This window comes from Streptomyces sp. MNU89 (assembly GCF_020982505.1).
GTDB classification, from domain to species: Bacteria; Actinomycetota; Actinomycetes; order Streptomycetales; family Streptomycetaceae; genus Streptomyces; species Streptomyces xinghaiensis.
Window position 1 is genome coordinate 2,033,727 of sequence record NZ_JAJKLL010000001.1, and the last position, 18,862, is coordinate 2,052,588.

Annotated in this window: 9 protein-coding genes and 2 pseudogenes; 4 read left to right on the forward strand and 7 right to left on the reverse strand. The window is 73.6% G+C overall.

Translation table 11 applies throughout. The annotated features are described in order from the left end of the window. Positions 1–7 precede the first annotated feature (7 nt). Positions 8–1,945: an acyl-CoA dehydrogenase family protein gene (locus E4N63_RS08635; RefSeq protein WP_230240361.1), complete on the reverse strand. Its 1,938-nt coding sequence runs from the start codon at positions 1,943–1,945 to the stop codon at positions 8–10. A gap of 412 nt (positions 1,946–2,357) precedes the next feature. Between E4N63_RS08635 and E4N63_RS08640 the strand changes: the two are divergent. Together E4N63_RS08640 and E4N63_RS08645 are read left to right on the forward strand one after the other, a co-directional pair. After that, a pseudogene (locus tag E4N63_RS08640) lies at positions 2,358–3,365 on the forward strand (LacI family DNA-binding transcriptional regulator); the annotation flags it as partial. A 329-nt stretch (positions 3,366–3,694) separates the two neighbouring features. Next, positions 3,695–5,743 carry a TIM-barrel domain-containing protein gene (locus tag E4N63_RS08645; protein ID WP_230240362.1) on the forward strand — a complete coding sequence of 683 codons (2,049 nt, stop codon included), beginning with the start codon at positions 3,695–3,697 and terminating at the stop codon, positions 5,741–5,743. 163 nt (positions 5,744–5,906) lie between these two features. Here E4N63_RS08645 and E4N63_RS08650 read toward each other — a convergent pair whose 3' ends face one another. Then, positions 5,907–7,394, reverse strand: a complete 1,488-nt coding sequence (locus E4N63_RS08650) for a long-chain fatty acid--CoA ligase (RefSeq protein WP_230240363.1) — start codon at positions 7,392–7,394, stop codon at positions 5,907–5,909. 151 nt (positions 7,395–7,545) lie between these two features. Between E4N63_RS08650 and E4N63_RS08655 the strand changes: the two genes are divergently transcribed. Beyond that, the gene (locus E4N63_RS08655) at positions 7,546–8,760 is read left to right on the forward strand and encodes a CdaR family transcriptional regulator (RefSeq protein ID WP_230240364.1); all 1,215 of its coding nucleotides are present in this window, start codon (positions 7,546–7,548) and stop codon (positions 8,758–8,760) included. Positions 8,761–8,861: 101 nt separating this feature from the next. On the opposite strand, the gene E4N63_RS31445 is transcribed toward E4N63_RS08655, so the two are convergent. The 5 genes and pseudogenes from E4N63_RS31445 to E4N63_RS08680 form a co-directional block, all read right to left on the reverse strand. Further along, on the reverse strand, positions 8,862–10,616 hold the full coding sequence (locus tag E4N63_RS31445) for a beta-galactosidase trimerization domain-containing protein (RefSeq protein ID WP_374112863.1): 1,755 nt from the start codon (positions 10,614–10,616) through the stop codon (positions 8,862–8,864). Next, positions 10,605–11,776 (reverse strand): annotated as a pseudogene (locus tag E4N63_RS31450) (beta-galactosidase); the annotation flags it as partial. The gene E4N63_RS31445 and the pseudogene E4N63_RS31450, both read right to left, overlap by 12 nt. Before the next feature lie 69 nt (positions 11,777–11,845). Beyond that, positions 11,846–12,814, reverse strand: a complete 969-nt coding sequence (locus E4N63_RS08670; protein WP_374112720.1) for a carbohydrate ABC transporter permease — start codon at positions 12,812–12,814, stop codon at positions 11,846–11,848. Further along, entirely contained in the window at positions 12,811–13,824 is a 1,014-nt protein-coding gene (locus E4N63_RS08675; RefSeq protein ID WP_308188667.1) for an ABC transporter permease subunit, read from the reverse strand. Before E4N63_RS08675 ends, E4N63_RS08670 begins: the two co-directional genes overlap by 4 nt. Further along, positions 13,821–15,515 carry an extracellular solute-binding protein gene (locus tag E4N63_RS08680; RefSeq protein WP_125624311.1) on the reverse strand — a complete coding sequence of 565 codons (1,695 nt, stop codon included), beginning with the start codon at positions 15,513–15,515 and terminating at the stop codon, positions 13,821–13,823. The genes E4N63_RS08675 and E4N63_RS08680 overlap by 4 nt, the downstream gene beginning before the upstream one ends. A gap of 330 nt (positions 15,516–15,845) precedes the next feature. On the opposite strand from E4N63_RS08680, the gene E4N63_RS08685 reads away from it, so the two are divergent. Further along, positions 15,846–18,821 (forward strand): glycoside hydrolase family 3 C-terminal domain-containing protein, encoded by a 2,976-nt coding sequence (locus tag E4N63_RS08685; protein WP_230240365.1) that lies wholly within the window; start codon positions 15,846–15,848, stop codon positions 18,819–18,821. The last annotated feature ends 41 nt before the right edge of the window (positions 18,822–18,862 follow it).

An 18,862-nucleotide genomic window follows, 5' to 3' on the forward strand; every position in this document is an offset into this window, starting at 1 on the left:
CGGGTGCTCAGCGGATGGTGCGGTGCACGTTCTCCCCGCGCGAGGGGCCCGGATCCGCGCCGGCGATCCAGGGCCCGTCACCGCTGGGATCGAGGACGCCCTCCTCCAGCCAGGTGTACACCCCGCCCAGGACGCCCGCGGTGACCTTGCGGTCCGGGTCGTCGGTGTTGGTCCACAGCAGGCGGAAGAGTTCCTCGGTGCGGACGCGTGCCTGCCGGCAGAAGGCGTCGGCCAGTTGGTACGCCTCCCGGCCGTGGCCGTCCTCGCGGCGCAGCTGCTCCGCCCGGGCGCAGGCCGCGCTCACGGCGAACAGCTCCGCGCCGATGTCCACGATCCGGCCGAGGAAACACTGCCGGCTCTCCAGCCGCCCCTGCCACCGGGACATGGCGTAGAAGGTGGCACGGGCGAGCCGGCGGGAGGAGCGTTCGGCCCAGCGCAGGTGGCGGGCGAGATCCGGGTGTCCCGCCGGGTGGAACTCCTGGTAGGAGCGGGGCAGTTGGCCCGGGCCGGTGAGAAGTCCGGGCAGCCAGCGGGCGTAGAAGCCGCCGGCCCGGGCACCGGCGCGGGCCTTGCCGGACAGGGGGACGTCCGGGTCGATGAGGTCGCCGGCCACCGACAGATGCGCGTCCACGGCCTCGCGGGCGATCAGCAGATGCATGATCTCCGTCGAGCCCTCGAAGATCCGGTTGATGCGCAGATCGCGCAGCATCTGCTCGGCAGGGACGGCGCGTTCGCCGCGGGCGGCGAGGGAGGCGGCGGTCTCGTAACCGCGGCCGCCGCGGATCTGGACGAGTTCGTCGGCGATGCGCCAGGCCATCTCGCTCCCGTAGAGCTTGGCGAGCGCGGCCTCGATCCGGATGTCCGTGCGGCCCTCGTCGGCCATCCGCCCGGCGAGTTCGACCATCGCCTCCAGGGCGAAGGCGGTGGCGGCGATGAAGGAGATCTTGGCTCCGACGGCCTCGTGCCGCCCGACCGGCCGGCCCCACTGCTCGCGGACGGCCGACCACTCGCGGGCGATCTTCAGGCTCCATTTCCCGGCGCCGGCGCAGATGGCGGGGAGGGAGAGCCGGCCGGTGTTGAGGGTGGTGAGGGCGATGCGCAGGCCGGAGCCCTCCGCGCCGATGCGGTGGGCCGCGGGGACGCGGACCCGGTGGAAGCGGGTGACGCCGTTCTCCAGGCCGCGGAGCCCCATGAAGGCGTTCCGGTGTTCGACGGTGATGCCCTCGGAGCCGGCCTCCACGACGAAGGCGGTGATGCCGCCCCGGTGGCCGTCCCCGGCCGGCACGCGCGCCATGACGACGAGCAGATCGGCGACGACGCCGTTGGTGGTCCAGAGCTTCACCCCGTCGAGGAGGTAGCCGTCGCCGTCGGGCACGGCGGTGGTCGCCAGGCGGGCCGGGTCGGAGCCGACGTCGGGTTCGGTGAGGAGGAAGGCGGAGAGGTCGGTGCGGGCGCAGCGCGGCAGGAAGGCGTCCTTCTGCTCCGGGGTGCCGAAGATCTTCAGCGGCTGGGGCACGCCGATCGACTGGTGCGCGGAGAGCAGGGCGGCGATGGCGGGGCTGGCGGAGCCGGTGAGGGCGAGGGCCCGGTGGTAGTACACGTGGCTGAGCCCGAGACCTCCGTACCGGGTGTCGATCTTCATGCCGAGCGCGCCGAGCTCCTTGAGGCCGCGGATGACGTCGTCGGGGATGCGCGCCTCGCGTTCGATCAGGGCGTTGTCGACCCGGGTGGTGAGGAACGCGCGGAGCCGGGCGAGGAACGCCTCCCCGCGCCGTTCGTCTCCGGCGTCGGCGGCGGGGCTCGGGTGGACCAGGTCCAGCCGGAACCGGCCGAGGAAGAGCTCCTTGGCAAAGCTCGGACTGCGCCACTCCTGTTCGCGGGCGGCCTCGGCCACCTCGCGCGCTTCGCGTTCGGAGACGGAGGGACGGGCGGACGGTGCGGACATGGGGCTCACCTCGCCGCGAGTAGGGGTGCGGGGCCGGCCGGGGCGGGGACGGCGGGGCTCCGGCCGGGCGGTGTGGCTGATGACGGTGTACCCGGCCGGGGCGGCGCGTACCGGGCGCGGACCGCGCCGATGGGCCGGACGGCGGCGGGCGGCACCACGGACGGCGGGCGGGTGGGGACGCCAGGGGGCGGGAGGGGCAGGAGGGGCAGGAGGGGACGGGAGCAGGACGGCAGGGAGCGCACGCCGGGCCCGCGCTCCGTTGAAGCGCTTCGACACTCCTCTGGACAGCTTCCGGGCACCGGTCTACTGTCGTTCCACGGCATCGGCCGGGGGGCGGGGCCGACCGCATAGTCGAAGCGCTTCACCCGCTCGGGGCCGGCCGCCCGTCACCGTCGCGCCGCTGGGGGACTGCATGGTCACACTCGCCGAGGTCGCCCGGCACGCCGGGGTCTCCGCCAGCACGGTGAGTTACGTCCTCAGCGGCAAGCGCTCGATCTCCGCCACCACCCGCGACCGGGTCGAACGCAGCATCGAGGAGCTCGGCTACCACCCCAACGCGGGCGCCCGCGCGCTGGCGAGCAGCCGTTCGAACGTCATCGCCCTGATGATGCCGCTGCGGACCGATATGTACGTCCCCGTGATGATGGAGATCGCCCTCGCGGTCGCCACCACCGCCCGCGCCCACGGCTACGACGTCCTGCTGCTGACCGGCGAGGAGGGCCCGGCCGCCGTACGCCGGGTGGCGGGCAGCGGCCTGGCGGACGCCATGATCCTGATGGACGTCGAACTGCTCGACGCCCGCCTGCCGTTGGTGCGCGAGGCCGGCCGGCCCGCGGTGCTCATCGGGCTGCCCGCCGACACCACCGGACTGACCTGCGTGGACCTGGACTTCGCCGCGACCGGCGCGCTCTGCGCCGAGCATCTGGCGGAGCTCGGGCACCGGGAGATCGCCGTGATCGGCGAGGCCGCGGCCGTCTACGAGCGGCACACCGGCTTCGCCGAGCGGACGGTGGAAGGGCTCCGCCGCCGCGCCCGCGAGCTGGGGCTGCGCACCCTGCACCGCCCCTGCGAGGGCGGTTACGCCTCGCTGGCCGGCACCCTCGCCCGGATCTTCGGTGAACGCCCGAACACCACCGGCCTCGTGGTGCAGAACGAGCACGCGATCGACCCGCTGCTCAGCCTGTTGCGGGAGCAGGGGCGGGCGGTGCCGGAGGACGTCTCGGTGGTGGCCGTCTGCCCGGAGCAGGTCGCCCTGCAGGCGTCCGTGCGGCTCACCTCGGTCGCCATCCCCGCCCAGGAGATGGGGCGCCGGGCCGTGGAGCTCGTCATGGAGAAGCTGGAGGGACGCGGCCGTCCCCGGTCCACCCTGCTGCCCCCCGAACTCACCGTGCGCGCCAGCTCCGGACCGCCTCCCGCCCGGGCTGACCACCGCGCCACCGCCCCGTCCCGCTCCCGACCGTCTCCGCCGTCCCCGCCGCCCGCGCCCGCCGTCCCGCACCACCGTGCCCGCAGCCGCCCGCGGGCACGGTCCGTCCGCGCCGGCCGCACCGGCCGCCGCACCGTCCGACCGCTCCCGACCGCCTCCGCCCGCTCCCGGCCCGCGGAAGGGCCCCGTCCCCGACCGCGTCTCCCGCCCGCCGCACGGCCGCCGGGCCCGCGCGCCTGTCCGCGGGTCCGCGGGCCTCCGTGCCGCCCGCGCCCGGCCCCGTACGACGTCCCACCGGCCGCCGTCATCCCAGAGGAGTGCAGATGAACCCGTCACCGCAGTCAGTCTCGCTCGCCCAGTCCTCCCCCACGGCCGGCACCTTCCGCGAGAGCGGCGGCGCCCTGGAGTGGTCGGGCCGGCAGGAGACCGTACGGCTCGAACCCTGGGGCCCGGACGCGATCCGGGTCCGCGCCCGGCTCGGCGGCCCGGTCCTCGCGGACCTCCCGGGCGCGCTGCGGGAGGCCCCGCCGGAGGCGCCCGCGTCGTCCGTCAAGCCCGGCGACGACCGCGGACTGCTCGTCAACGGCGCGCTGACCGCCGAGGTCACCGCCGAGGGCATGGTCCGCTTCCTCCGCACCGACACCGGTGAGGAACTGCTGGCCGAGGAGCGGGCGCACTTCTGGTGGCCGGGGCCGCGCCTCTACACCGCCACCGGCAACGGCTACCACCGCCTCGAACAGCGCTTCCGCGCCTACGACGGCGAACGGCTGTACGGACTCGGGCAGCACCAGCACGGCCTCCTCGACCAGAAGGGCGCCGTCATCGACCTGGTGCAGCGCAACGCCGAGGTCACCATCCCGCTGCTCACCTCCGACCGCGGCTACACCCTGCTCTGGAACAACCCCGCCGTCGGCCGGGTGGAACTCGCCGCGAACGGCACCCGCTGGGTCGCCGACAGCGCCCGCCAGATCGACTACTGGATCACCGCCGGCGACCCGGCCGCCGCCCAGCGCCACTACACGGCGGTGACGGGCCGGACGCCGATGCTGCCTGAGTGGGCGGCCGGCTTCTGGCAGTGCAAGCTGCGCTACCGCACCCAGGAGGAACTGCTGGAGGTCGCCCGCGCGTACAAGCGGCGCGGGCTGCCGCTGGCCGCCATCGTCTGCGACTTCTTCCACTGGACGCACCTGGGCGACTGGAAGTTCGACCCGGCCGAGTGGCCCGATCCGGCGGCGATGGTGCGGGAACTGCGCGACCTGGGGATCGAACCGGTGGTGTCGGTCTGGCCCTCGGTCTCCCCGCTGAGCGAGAACCACAACACGATGGAGCAGCGCGGCTACTTCATCGGCACGGAGTACGGTCCGCCCGTCCACGCCGACTGGCCGGACAAGGGGGTCGCCGAGCCGGTCCAGGTCTCCTTCTACGACGCCACCCACCCGGACGCCCGCGCCTTCGTCTGGGACCGGATACGGGAGAACTACCTGCGCCCGTACGGCATCCGCGCCTTCTGGCTGGACGCCTGCGAACCCGAGCTCAAGCCCCACTTCGCCGCGGGCCTGCGCTACCACGCCGGGCCGGGCGCGGAGGTCGGCAACCTCTACCCGCGGGAGAACGCCCGCGGCTTCCACGAGGGGCTGCTGGCCGAGGGCGAGCCGGAGGGCATCACCCTCAACCGCTCGGCCTGGGCCGGCAGCCAGGCGTACGGCGCGGCCCTGTGGTCGGGCGACATCGGCACGGACTTCGCCACGCTGCGCCGCCAGGTCACGGCGGGCCTGCAGGTGGCGCTCTCCGGCATCCCCTGGTGGAACACCGACATCGGCGGCTTCCACGGCGGCGACCCGGAGGACCCGGACTACCGCGAAGTGCTCGTCCGCTGGTTCCAGTTCGGCGCCCTGTCCCCGCTGATGCGGCTGCACGGCTTCCGCGCCCCGGGCATGCCGCTCGGCCCCGGCATGACGGGCGGCCCCAACGAGCTCTGGTCGTACGGCCCCGAGGCCGCGGAGGTGCTCGCCTCGTATCTGCGGCTGCGGGAGCGGATCCGGCCGTACGTCCTCGCCCAGATGCGCACCGCCCATGAGGAGGGCCTGCCGCCCATGCGGCCGCTCTTCCTGGAGTTCCCCGAGGACCCGGCCGCCTGGTCGGTGGGGGACGCCTATCTGTTCGGGCCGGACCTGCTGGTGGCGCCGGTGCTGACGGCGGGGGCGGTCGAACGGACGGTCCACCTGCCCGCGGGTGCGCGCTGGACGGACGTCTGGACGGGTGAGGAGTACACCGGGGGCGCCCCGGTGACCGTGCCCGCCCCGCTGGAGCGCATCCCGCTCTTCCTCCGGGAGGGCGCGGAACTGACCCGGGAGACGGTGACGGGCGGCTGAGCTGAACGGCAGCGCGGCACGCACCGCGTCTCGGCCGCGGTCGGACGGTCATCCCGGTGATCGAGGACCGCGTCCGCGGCCGAGGCGCGAGCGTGAGGCCCGGGCCCGCGGTAAGGCGGGCGCGACGGAAGGCGTGCTCCCGCTCCGGCCCGCCCGGCGCGGCTCACCCCGCCGGTGCGGTGATCTCCCTCTTGAGGATCTTGCCGCTGGGGCCGGTCGGCAGTGCGTCCGTGATCCACACCTCGCGCGGGTACTTGTACGCGGCCACCCGGTCCCTGACGAACTCCCGCAGTTCGTCCGGCGTGGCCGTCGCGCCCGGGCGCAGCACCACCGCGGCCCCGACCTCCTCGCCGAGGCGGGCGTGCGCCACGGGCACCACGGCGGCCAGCGCGACGGCGGGGTGCTCGTGGAGCACCTCCTCGATCTCGCGCGGGTAGACGTTGTAGCCGCCGCGGATGATCATGTCCTTCTTGCGGTCGACGACGTAGAAGTAGCCGTCCTCGTCCTGCCGGGCCAGGTCTCCGGTGCGCAGCCAGCCGTCGGGGACGGCGGCCGCCGTCTCCTCCGGGAGGTTCCAGTACCCCTTCATCACGTTGGGTCCGCGGACGGCCATCTCGCCGACCTCGCCGAGCGCCACGTCCCGGCCCCTGTCGTCCAGGAGCCGTACCTCCACGTCCTGGATCGGGGTGCCGATGGAGCCCGCCTTGCGGGGCCGGTCGGGGTGGTTGAAGGTGACGACCGGGCTGGTCTCGGACATGCCGAAGCCCTCCAGCACCGCGCAGCCGAAGCGCCGCTCGAAGCCGTGCAGAACCTCCACCGGCAGCGAGGCCCCTCCCGAGATGCACATCCGCAGCGTGGAGACGTCCGCGTCCGAGGGGTGCTGGAGCAGCGCCGCGTACATGGTCGGGACGCCCTCGAAGACCGTGGCGCGGTCGCGGACGATGGCGTCCAGGACGGCCTGCGGGTCGAAGCGGGGGATCAGGGTGAGCGAGGCGCCGCTGAGGACGGCCACGCTCATGGTGCAGATCTGCCCGAAGATGTGGAACAGCGGCAGACAGCCGACCACCACGTCGTCCGGGGTCATCCGCTGCACGGAGTCCTTGTTGACCCGGGTGTTGTGCCGCAGTCCGCCGTGGGTGAGGGAGGCGCCCTTGGGGCGGCCGGTGGTGCCGGAGGTGTACAGCAGCACGGCCACGTCGGCGTCGTCCGTCTCCGCCACCCCGGGCGCCGGCTCGTGACCGGCCAGCCGGCCGGCGAAGTCCGCGGGTTCGACGGCCAGGTGCCGGACCCCGGCGGCGGCCGCGCCCCGCGCGCCCTCGCCCGCTGCCCGGTGCCATTCACACAGCAGCACCGCTCCGGAGTCGTTCAGATGGAACTCGGTCTCGCGCGTCTTCAGCAGCGGGTTCAAGGGGACGACGACCGCCCCGGCGCGCAGCGCGCCGTAGTACAGGACGACGAACTCCGGAACGTTGGGCAGCATCAGGGCGACCCGGTCCCCCGGCCGTACGCCCTCGGCGCGCAGCAGCGCGGCGGCGCGGGCGCTGCGCTCGTCCAGCTCCGCGTAGCCGGTGACCTGCTCGCCCAGGCGCAGGGCGGGCCGCTCCGGCTGCCGCTGCGCCGTCTCCACCAGGAACTGTGCCAGGTTGGCCATGGCCTGCCTCCACGCATGTCATCGTCGGAAATCCACTGTTCACGTGGAGGTCATCGTGCTGCCGCACACGGGCGGGTCCTATGGTCGGCGGGACAGTGTCTCGCGGACGGGATTGTTCCCGGGAACAAGACCACGGCGTTAAGCTGCGAAAATGGACCTGTCGGACGTGGCGGCCGTGCTTCAGGCACGGGTTCCGGAGCTCGGTGAGCAGATGGCGCTGCGCATCCGCTCGCAGATCGACGCCTACAAGGACGAGTCGCTGACCCCCTTCGACTCGCTGCGCGCATCGTGCACGGCCAACGTCGACCTGGTCCTGAACCACCTCCGGGGTACGGACGCCCCGGACCCGGATCCGAGCCCGTCCCGTGAGACCGGCCGGATCCGCGCCGAACAGGGCATGCCGCTGGCGGACACCCTGCACGCGTACCGGATCGGCTTCGAGTTCCTGTGGTCGGAGATCCTCGCGGAGGCACGGACCCGCCCCGATGTCCCGGACGCCGAGCTGGTGTCGCGGTCGGCGGAGATCTGGGCGCTGTTCGGCCTGTACGCCCAGACGGTCGCGGCGGCCCACCGGGAGGCCACCACCGAGCTGACCTCGCAGCGGCAGGCCCGGCGCTCGGCACTGGCGGAGGCGCTGTTCACCGGCGTCATCGCCGACCGCACCACCCTGCGGGACGCCGCCCGCGAACTCGGCCTGCCCGAGCGCGGGCCCTACGCGGTCGCCGCGGCGGTGGCCGAAGCGCCCGGCGAGGAACCGCTGACGGGCATCGAGAGCTCGCTGCGTCAGGCCCGGCTCCCGTCGACCTGGCGGCTGCTGCCCGACCAGCAGATCGGGCTGGTCGCCCTGCCCGCACCGACCGCGGAAGGCGTCTTCCTGAGCGTCCTGAACCGCGCCCGGGGCGCCCGCGTGGGCGTGAGCCCCTGCTTCGACTCGCTGCGGGACGCGCCACAGGCCCTGCGCTTCGCGCGGCTGGCCCTGGCCGGCCTGCGGCACACCGGCCCCGGTGTCGCGCGGTTCGACGACGACCCGCTGGCCATGGTCGTCGCCGCCGCACCGGCGGAGGCGGCCCACCTGGTGGAGGTGGTGCTGCGGCCCCTGCTCGACCTCCCGGCCGCGGAGCGTGCCCGCCTCCTGGAGACCCTGGAGCACTGGTTCGCCACCTCCGGCTCCGCCAAGGGCGCGGCCGGGCGGCTCTTCGTCCACCCCAACACCGTCCGCTACCGGCTGCGCCGCATCGAGGAGCTGACGGGCCGCTCCCTCTCCGACCCGCGAGCGGCGGCGCACATCGGCGCGGCGCTCCTGGCGGTCCGCAACTCCGAAACGGGGCGCTTATCCCGCGTGGGAGCCACGGTCCGAGCCCGGTGACGGCAGCGCGGCGGCGGAACGGCTCGCACCGCTGCCCACGGTGGAACGGGGAGACGGCGCGCCCCGCCGCGGGGTGACGGGGCGCGCCGCCGGGCCGTCGCTCAGCTCGACGAGACGCCGAAGCTGTTGGTGCGGAAGTCCAGTCCGCCGGCCGAGGACGTGATCTCGTAGCCGAACTGGACGTCGCCGATGGTCTCGTCGCCGATCCAGCCCTTGGTGTTCTTCAGCCAGTCGAGGATCGGCTTGATGTTCACCGTGCCGGCGGTCGAGTTGGAGGAGCGGATGAACGTGTAGACGGCGTTGTGGCCGTTGTCGCCCCGGTACACCGACCAGCTGTGGCCGCCCAGCGAGACGTCGCCCTGGTGGGAGCCGAGGGGGCCGACCGGGCCCGTCCGGTTGACCCAGAGCATGATCTCGTGGTCGTAGTCGGTGTCCCAGATGTCATAACTCGTGTTGTAGGCACCGGAGTTCGGGACCGTGACGTTGTAGTGGCTGGTCAGCGTGGCGATCTGGCTGATCGGCTTGTTCACGACCTTCTTGGCGTTGGGGTAGGACTTGATGCCGCCGGTGTTCGGGTGGTTCGCCCAGACGCCCCAGTCGCTGTACGAGTTGGCCCAGATGGTCTGCGGGCCGGTACCGGAGCCCCAGATGTTGTTGTAGAGCGTGTAGCCGCCGTTGGACCAGGTGCCCCACTGCTCGGAGGAGGACCAGACGGCGGCGTGGGCGGGCGCGGAGGCCAGGGTGGTCAGGCCGGCCAGCGCGGCCGCTGCGGGGAGGACGGTGCGGAGCAGCGTCCTGCGGGGGATGCGGGGGGAAGTGGGTCGCACGGGATGTCTCCTTCTACGGGGTGGGGATTCGGGAGCGTGTGGTGCGTGCGGTGCGTGCGGTGCTCCGTTCCGCCGTGCCCCGGTGCGCAGCGCGGCGGCTCCGTGGCGGTCGAGGCGGACGGCGGTGCCGTGGTCCCGCCCGGTCAGCACGTCGGTGGCCGGGGCGGGGAGCGGGACCACGGCCGGGGCGCCGCTGTGGTTGAGGAGGAAGAGCAGGTCACCGCGGCGTACCGCCTCCACGCCGGCGGGCAGTCCCGGGAGCTCGGGCCGCAGCCCGGCCGCGTCGGCGGCGTGCGCCAGCAGGGCGCGCAGGGCCGGGGGTTCGGGGAGGACGGAGACGTACCAGGCGGTGCCGGCGCCGTGGCGGTGGCGGGTGACGGCCGGGCCGCCGTCCAGCTCGCCACCCTTGAGGACGGCGACGGGCTCCGCTCCGGCGAGTTCGAGGTCCTCGGACCAGAGGGTGCCGGTGAAGGTGCCCGGCAGGCCGCTCGCGGCGGGTGTGGTGGTGGATGACGTGGTGGTGGTCACCGTGACCGTCTCGCCCTCCGCCAGCGGCCACCACTCGTGCACGGTGGTGATCCCCAGCAGCTCGCGCAGCCGGGCATCGACACCGCCGGGGCGGACCCGGTCGTCGCCGTCGGTGACGCCGGTGAAGAAGCCGCAGACAAGAGTGCCGCCGCCGCGCACATAATCGGTGAGGTTCCGCAGTGACTCGTCGGTGAGCAGGTGGAGGTGGGGGACGGCGACGAGGCCGTAGCGGCCGAGGTCCGCGGTGGGGCGGGCGAAGTCGGTGGTGATCCCCGCCTCCCACAGCGCCCGGTGCCAGGCGCGCAGCAGGCCGTCGTGGGTGACGAGGGCGGAGGGGCGCCCCTCGCCCCGGGCCGACCACCAGGCGTCCCAGTCGTGCAGGAGCGCCGCCCCGGCCGGCACCGGCCGGCCCGCCACCTCGCCGCCCAGGGAGGTCAGTTCGGCGCCGAGTTCGCGCACCTGCCGAAAGGTCCGGCTGTGCTCGCCCGCGTGCGGCAGCATCGCGGAGTGGAACTTCTCGCTGCCCTGCCGGGACTGCCGCCACTGGAAGAAGCACACGGCGTCGGCCCCGCGCGCCACGGCCTGCAGGGACCACAGACGCATCAGCCCGCGCGGCTTCGGCCGGTTGACGGGCCGCCAGTTCACGGCGCCCGCGGCCTGCTCCATCAGCACCCAGGGGCCGCCGGCCTGGGAGCGGGTGAGGTCCTGGACGAGGGCGTTCTCCGCTCCGCCGTGCGGGTCGGCGGGGTCGGGGTAGATGTCGGCGGAGACGACGTCCTCCTCGGCGGCCCAGGCCCAGCCGTCCACGCCCGCGAAGAACGGCATGAAGTTGGTGGTGACGGGGGTGTGCGGGTCGTGTCCGCGCAGGATGTCGCGTTCGGCGGTGAAGCACTCCAGCAGCGCGTCGCTGGTGAAGCGGCGGAAGTCGAGCGCGTGCGCGGGGTTGACGAGGTACTGGGCGCGGCGCGGCGGGATCAGCTCGTCCCAGCTCCCGTAGGCCTGGCTCCAGAAGGCCGTGCCCCAGGCTTCGTTGAGCGCGTCGAGGGTGCCGTGGCGCCGGCGCAGCCAGCGGCGGAAGTGGCGGGCGGTGGCGTCGCACCAGCAGGGGGTGGCGTACTCGTTGCCGACGTGCCACAGCCGCAGCGCCGGATGGCCGGCGTAGCGGGCGGCGAGGTCCTCGGTGAGGGCGGCGGCGCGCTCGCGGTAGACGCTGGAGGAGGCGCAGAAGTGGTTGCGCGAGCCGTACCAGACGACCGCGCCCGCGGGGTCGCGCGGCAGGGTCCCGGGTGGCGGGCGCCCAGCCAGGGCGGGGGCGAGGCGGTGGGCGTGGCCAGGCAGACGCCGATGCCGGCGTCGCCGAGCAGGCCGAGGACGGTGTCGAGCCAGCCGAAGTCCCGTGCGCCCGGGGCGGGTTCGATGCGCGCCCAGGAGAAGACGCCGACGGTGACGAGGGTGACCCCGGCCTCCCGCATCAGCCGGATGTCCTCGGGCCAGGTCTCCTCGGGCCACTGCTCGGGGTTGTAGTCGCCGCCGTAGAGGACGCGGCCGCGGACCGCGTCCGCGAGGCGGAGGCGGCCGGGCATCCCGGGTTCTGCGGAGTGCGGCATGGCCTGAGACCTTCCGTGCGGAGGACAGTGGAGCGGCTCGTACGGCCGGGTCATACGGCCGTGCGGTGGCACGAGGCAGCGCGGGCGGGGACCCGGCCCCGGCGAGGGGGGACCGGAGCCGGGTCAGCCCTTGATGGCGCCCGTGAGCATCCCCTTGGTGAAGTGCTTCTGCACGAAGGGGTAGACGGCCACCACCGGGATCAGCGCCAGGACCATGACCGCCATCTGCACGGCCAGCCCCGGGACCTGCTGGGTGGCGATCATCTGGGACATTCCCTGCGGCGCCTCCTGCTTGATGACGAGCTGCCGCAGGATCATCTGGAGCGGCCATTTCCCGGCGTCGTTGAGGTAGATCATCGCGTTGAACCACTGGCTCCAGTAGCCGACCGCGTAGAAGAGCGAGATGACGGCGATGACGGCCTTGGACAGCGGCATCACGATGCGCAGCAGGATGCGCCACTCCCCCGCGCCGTCGATCCGGGCGCTGTCGATGAGCTCCGGCGCGGTGTTCATGAAGAAGGCCCGCAGGACGAGGATGTTGAAGACCGAGACGGCGCTGGGCAGGATCATCGCCCAGTAGCTGTCCTGCAGGCCGATGCCGGTGACCAGCAGATACGTGGGGATGAGGCCGGCGCTGAAGAACATGGTGACCAGCAGGGTCATCAGGATCGGCCGGTGCAGCAGGGATCCGGGCCGGGAGAGCCCGTAGGCGCAGAGGATGGACACGGCCATGCTGATGGCGGTGCCCACCAGGGTGACCAGCAGGCTGATGACCGTGGCGCGGGTGACCGTCCCGCCGCTCAGCAGCTCCTGGTAGGCCCGGAAGGTGATCGTCTTCGGGACGATCACCAGCCCGCCGGCCTCGGTGATGGTCTTCTGGTCGGAGAGGCTGGTGACGACGACCACCCAGAGCGGGCCGAGGATCGCCGCGCAGACGGTGACGAGGGTGACGCCCTTCAGGCCCTGCCCGACCGGCCCGGGCTCCTCCTCCCACACGGGCCGTCCGCCGCGCCGGTCCGGCTCCGGAGCCGTCGGGGCGGACGGCGGGTCCGGTGGTGCGGTGGCCGTCCGCAGCGGTGCCGTGGCGCTCACTTCCGGTACACCCCCTGTTCGCCCAGCAGATGGGCGACCTTGTTGGCCAGCAGGACCAGGACCAGGCTGAAGACGCCCTTGACCAGGCCGCCCGCCGCGGCGACGCCGTAGTCGCCGTTGGCGATGCCGACCCACCACACATAGGTGTCGAACACCTCCGAGGCGCCCGGTCCGACCGCGTCCCGCTGGAGCAGGATCTGTTCGAAGCCGACGGTCAGGGCGTCGCCGACGCGCAGCACCAGCAGCAGCGCGATGACGGGCCGCAGCGCGGGCAGCGTGACGTGCCACATGCGGCGCCACCGCCCGGCGCCGTCGGCGGCCGCGGCCTCGTACAGGTCCTGGTTGACGGCGGACAGCGCGGCGAGGAAGACGATGACGCCCCAGCCCGCGTCCTTCCACACCAGCTGCGCGGTGACCAGGAACTTGAAGACGCCCGGGTCGGTCATCAGATCGAAGCCCTCGTAGCCGCGGGCGCGCAGCAGCTGGGAGATCAGCCCGGCGCCGCCGAGCATCTGCTGGAAGACGGTGATGACCAGCACCCAGGAGAAGAAGTGCGGGAGGTAGAGCACGCTCTGCACGACGGCCCGGACGCGCTCGCTCATGAGGCTGTTGAGGAGCAGCGCCAGCGCGATGGGGACCGGGAAGAACAGGGTGAGCTGGAGGAAGGTGATGGCGAGCGTGTTGACGCCGGCGTCCCAGAAGCGGCTGTCGGACAGCAGCAGGGAGAAGTTCTCCCAGCCGGTCCACGGGCTGTCCCACAGCCCGGAGAGATACGGGTCGTAGTCCTTGAAGGCGACCGTGGTCCAGATCAGCGGCACATAGACGAACAGCACCAGCAGGCCGACCGCCGGGAGGGCCATCAGCAGCAGGGAACGGTCGCGGCGCAGCCGGTACCAGCGGCGGGAGGCGGGCGCGGGCCGGGGCGCGCCCGAGGGGCCGCCGCCGTCGCCGTCCGGGGCGGTGGTGTCGGGAGGCGCCCCCGTGGCCCGGGGGCGCACGGCGCTGCTCACACTCCGCTGCCGTTCTTCTCCAGCAGCTCCGCGTACCAGTCGCGCAGCTTGTCGCCCCCGCCCTTCCGCCAGTCGGTGACGGCCCGCTGTACGTCGCGCATCGACTTGCGGCCGCGGACCACGTCCTTGGCGAGGTCCTCGAACGGCGTGTAGAGGGAGGCGTACCGGGTGGGCTCCTGGATCTGCATGCCGTAGAAGAGCGGCTTGCGCATATGGGCGCCCATCCGCTGCATCCAGCTGCAGTAGTCCTTCACCACCCGCGGATGGTCGGGGTAGGCGACGGAGGCCTCGGCGGAGACGATGAAGCGGTAGGTGTCCATGACCTCCTTGACACCCTTCTCCGTCTTCACCGGAACACCGTCCTTCAGCGTGTAGTGCTCGCCCTCGGTGCCGTAGTCGACGAGCCGCTGCTCGCGGGTGCCGTAGGGCGCGGCGATGAAGTCGGCGAGGGCGAGGCACTCCTCGATCCGCTCCTTCGGCAGCTTCTTGTTGAGGAAGGACCAGAGGCTGGCGGGGGCGCCCTGGTAGAGGACGGGGTCGCCGCCGCCGGGGCCGAAGAAGTCCATGCCCTGGATGCGGAAGTCCGGGTTGGCCGAGGCCTGTTCGAAGGTGAGGCCGTACCACTTGGCGTCGCCGTCGTTCATCATCAGCGACTGCCCGGAGGTGAAGCGGGCGGCCGCGTCGTTGGCCTTGCCGGCGACGGCGTCCGGGTGGACGACCCCGGCGGCGTAGAGCTTGCGGGTCCACTCCAGGGCTTCGAGATAGGCGTCCGTCTCGACCTTGTGGACCAGCTTGCCGTCCCGCTCGGTCCAGTAGTACGGCTTCTCGGGCGGGCAGCCGAAGATGATCTGGGCGGACCACCACATGTCCTCGCAGGCCCACCGCTTGCTCGCGGGGCGGGTGATCTCCTTGGCGAGGGCGAGGAACGCGTCCGGGCTGTCCGGGACCTCGTAACCCTCCTTCTCGAAGAGGTCCTGCCGGTAGAAGGGGACGACGCCGCCGAGCGGGCGCGCGGGCATCGGCAGGCCGCGCAGCTTCCCGCCGAAGACGGACATCTGCCAGGCGGCGGTGGGGATGGCCGCCAGGTTGGGGTACTTCTTCACCTTGTCGCCGGAGAGATACGGGCCCAGGTCGGCGAACTTGGCGCTGATCGCGCCGTGGATGCGGCCCTGCATCTCCCACTGCGGTATGCAGACGATGTCGGCGATGCCGTCGGAGGCGAGGACGGCGCTCAGCTTCTCGCCGTAGGTGTTGCCGTCCTGGGTCTGCCAGCGGATCTCGGCGCCGAGCGCCTTGTTGACGGCCCGGTAATACGCGGCGTCCTTCGGCGGCGGGGTGCCCCAGAGCGGGGTGAAGGCGGTGTAGGTGCCGCCGCTGCCCGGCTTGCCGCGGACGGAGACCGCGAGGTCCTCGGGCTCGGGGGCCCGGGTGAAGCCGGGGCTGGAGCCGTTGCGGCTGGGGATGTCCGGGTCGCTCGCCCGGGAGGCCACATGGGCGGGCAGCAGTTTCTTGAGGTCCTTGCCGCTGGTCGTACCGCCCCGGTTGGTGCTCTCGCCCGAGGAGCAGCCGCTGAGCAGGGGCGCGCCGCCGGCGACGGCCGCGGTGACGGCGGCAGCTCCGGCGAGGAACGTCCGTCTGCTGTGCGGGCTGGAGCGGCCGGAAGCGTGGTCCGGGCCCTGGAAGTTCGGCATTGCGTCAACCCTTCGTGGCGTAACCGCCGCACGACCAGTCCCTTGGCCGAGTGGTCGAAGCGCTTCGATGGCGCCGAGGTTAGGTGCGGGGGTGTGGTCACGCAAGAGCCGTCGCAAAAATGCCCGCGCTTGCGAGAGTTGACGGCTCGTCGGCTCCAAGAAGCGCAGAGCGCCGGTGTTTTACGTCTTGACACGGCCGATCCCGCAGCGCAGCATCGAAGCGCTTCGAATGCCGTACGCCGCAGACCCGCTCCGCCTGTGGTGCGCCCCCGCTCCGCACTCCGCCGCCTCGGACGTCTTCGGGGCACACCGGCCGCGAGGAGACCGTCCGTGTCCACCGCTCCGCCGTCCCGCCGCGATGCCCGGCTGCCGCGCAGACAGCGCGTGGACGACCTGCTCGCCCAGCTCACCCTCGACGAGCGGATCGCGATGCTCCACCAGTTCGCGCCCGCCGTGGAGCGCCTGCGGATCGCCGCCTTCCGCACCGGCCAGGAGGCCCTGCACGGGGTCGCCTGGATGGGCCCGGCCACCGTCTTCCCGCAGGCCGTGGGGCTCGGCGCCAGCTGGAACCCGGACCTGCTGCGGCGGATCGGCGAGGCCGTGGCCACCGAGATCCGGGGGATGCGCGCCCGGGACCCCCGCGTCGGGCTCAACGTCTGGGCACCCGTGGTCAACCCGCTCCGCGACCCCCGCTGGGGCCGCAACGAGGAGGGCTACTCCGAGGACCCCGCGCTGACCGCCGCGCTCGCCGGCGCCTACACCCGCGGGCTCCGCGGCGGCCATCCCCGGTACTGGCGCACCGCCCCCGTCCTCAAGCACTGGCTGGCGCACAACAACGAGACCGGCCGCGACACCACCTCGGCCTCCGTACCGCCCCGGGTGCTCCACGAGTACGACCTCCCGGCCTTCCGCGGGCCGGTCGAGGCGGGCGCGGTCGCCGGTGTCATGCCCGCGTACAGCCTGGTCAACGGGCGGCCCAACCACCTCTCGCCGTATCTGGAGGAGGAGCTGCGCACCTGGACGGACCGGGAGCTGGTCGTCTGCTCCGACGCGGGAGCGCCCTCCAACATCGCCGGCTCGCAGGGCTACCACGCCACCCACGAGGAGGCGGCCGCCGCCGCGCTCCTGGCCGGCGTGGACAGCTTCACCGACCACGACCAGGACCCCGCGCCGACCACCGCCCGGGTGCGCGGTGCCCTGGAGCGCGGCCTGATCGGCGAACACCACATCGACACGGCCGTACGGCGGCTGCTGGCGATGCGCCGTGAACTGGGCGAGTTCGACCCGGAGGACGACCCCTACGCCGGTCTCGGCCCGGAGCACGTCGACACCCCGGCCCACCGAGAGCTGGCGCGCGAAGCGGCGGAACAGGCGGTCGTGCTGCTGAAGAACGACGGGCTGCTGCCGCTCTCCGCGCACGGGGACGCGGGCGAGGACGTAGGCGTGGGGGCGGACGCGGCGGGCGGCGCCGGCACGGTCGCCGTGATCGGACCGATGGCCGACGCCTGCAAACGCGACTGGTACAGCGGTGACCTGATCCGCCGGAGCACCCTCCGCGGCGCCCTGGCCGAACGGCTCGGCCCGGAACGGGTCGTCCACGCGGACGGCTCCGACCGGGTGCGCCTGCGCTGCGCCTCGGGCGGCTGGCTGCACGTCCCCGCCGGCCCGGCCGGGGCCGGTGCGCCGGAAGCGGCGCCCGGATCCGGCTCCCTGAACCCCGCGCACACGGAGGGCCGTACGGACCTCCCGCCCGTGACCCGCGGCGAGCACCCCACCGAACTGGCGCTCACCGACTGGGGCGGTGGTGTGCTCACCCTGCGCGCCCCGGACGGCCACTACCTGAGCGCCGCCGCGGACGGTTTCGTCCGGGCCTCCGCCGAGGAGCCGGGCGGCTGGGTGGTCCAGGAGACGTTCGCCCTCGAAACCCACGGGGACGGCCATCTGCTCCGGCACCTCGGCTCCGGCCGCCTCTGCCGCCTCGCCCCGGACGGGCTGCGCACCACGGGCGAGGACGAAGGACCGGAATCGGCCGAGGTGTTCACCGTCGAGGTGACCGAGCGGGGCGAGGACGCGGCAGCCCGCGCCGCCGCCGCGGCCGGCACCGTGATCGTGGCGGCCGGGAACGACCCGCACATCAACGGCCGGGAGACCGAGGACCGCACCACCCTCGTACTCCCCCCGGCGCAGGAACGGCTGTGGCGCGCCGCCCGCGCCGCCAACCCGCGCACCGTGCTGGCCCTCGTCAGCAGCTACCCGTACGCCGTCCCGGAGGCCGACGCCGAGCTGCCCGCCCTGCTGTGGACGGCGCACGGCGGACAGGCGGCCGGGACCGCGCTCGCGCGCGTGCTGTTCGGGGACGTCTCACCGGCCGGGCGGCTGCCGCAGACCTGGTACGCCGGCGACGACGGTCTGCCCGGGCTGTTCGACTACGACATCATCGGCGCCCGCGCCACCTACCTCTACTTCGACGGCACGCCCCTCTACCCCTTCGGCCACGGCCTCTCCTACAGCCGCTTCTCCTACGACGGCCTGACCGTGACCCGCGACGGCGACACCCTCACCGCCGCCTTCACCGTCACCAACACCGGGGACCGGGACGCCGACGAGGTCGTGCAGCTCTACGCCCGCGCCGTCGCTCCGCGCGTGCCCCGACCCCACCGGCAGCTGATGGCCCACGAACGCCGCCGGCTCGCCGCCGGGGAGACCGGACGGTTCACCTTCACCGTGCCGGTGGCGGCACTGGGCCACTGGGACGTGGCGCACGGCCGCTGGACCACCGACCCGGGCCGCTACGAACTCCAGGCCGGCGCCTCCGCCGCCGACATCCGGCTGACGGCGCCCGTCACCGTCGGCGGACCGCCGCCCGCCCCGCGCCCGGTGCGGGAATCCGGCCTGGAGGCCTCCCACTACGACGCCTCCGGGAACGCCGTCCTGGTGGACCGGACGAAGACCCGCGGCGACGCGGTGGCCCCGGCGGACCCGGGCGCCGCGGCCCGGCTGCTCTTCCGCGCCTGCGACTTCGGCCCGGCCGCCCCGGACACCGCCGTCCTGCTGGCGGCCCGCGCGGAACCGGGCGAGGCGCGCATCGCACTCGCCCTGGCCGACGGCACGCCGCTCGGCGAAGCCGTTGTCCCGTGCACCGACGGCCCCTATGCGTACCGGGCCGTGGAACTTACGCTGGGCGGCGCCCCGCGCGGTGTGCGGGACCTGTGGATCACGCTGCGCGGAGCGGTCCGCCTCGCGCGGCTCGACTTCGGACTCCGGGACGCATCGAGGGAGCCGTCCCGGGCGGCCGGAGGGCACTGACCCGGCGCCTGCGGTGTCTCCCGGGCGGGTGAGACACCGGA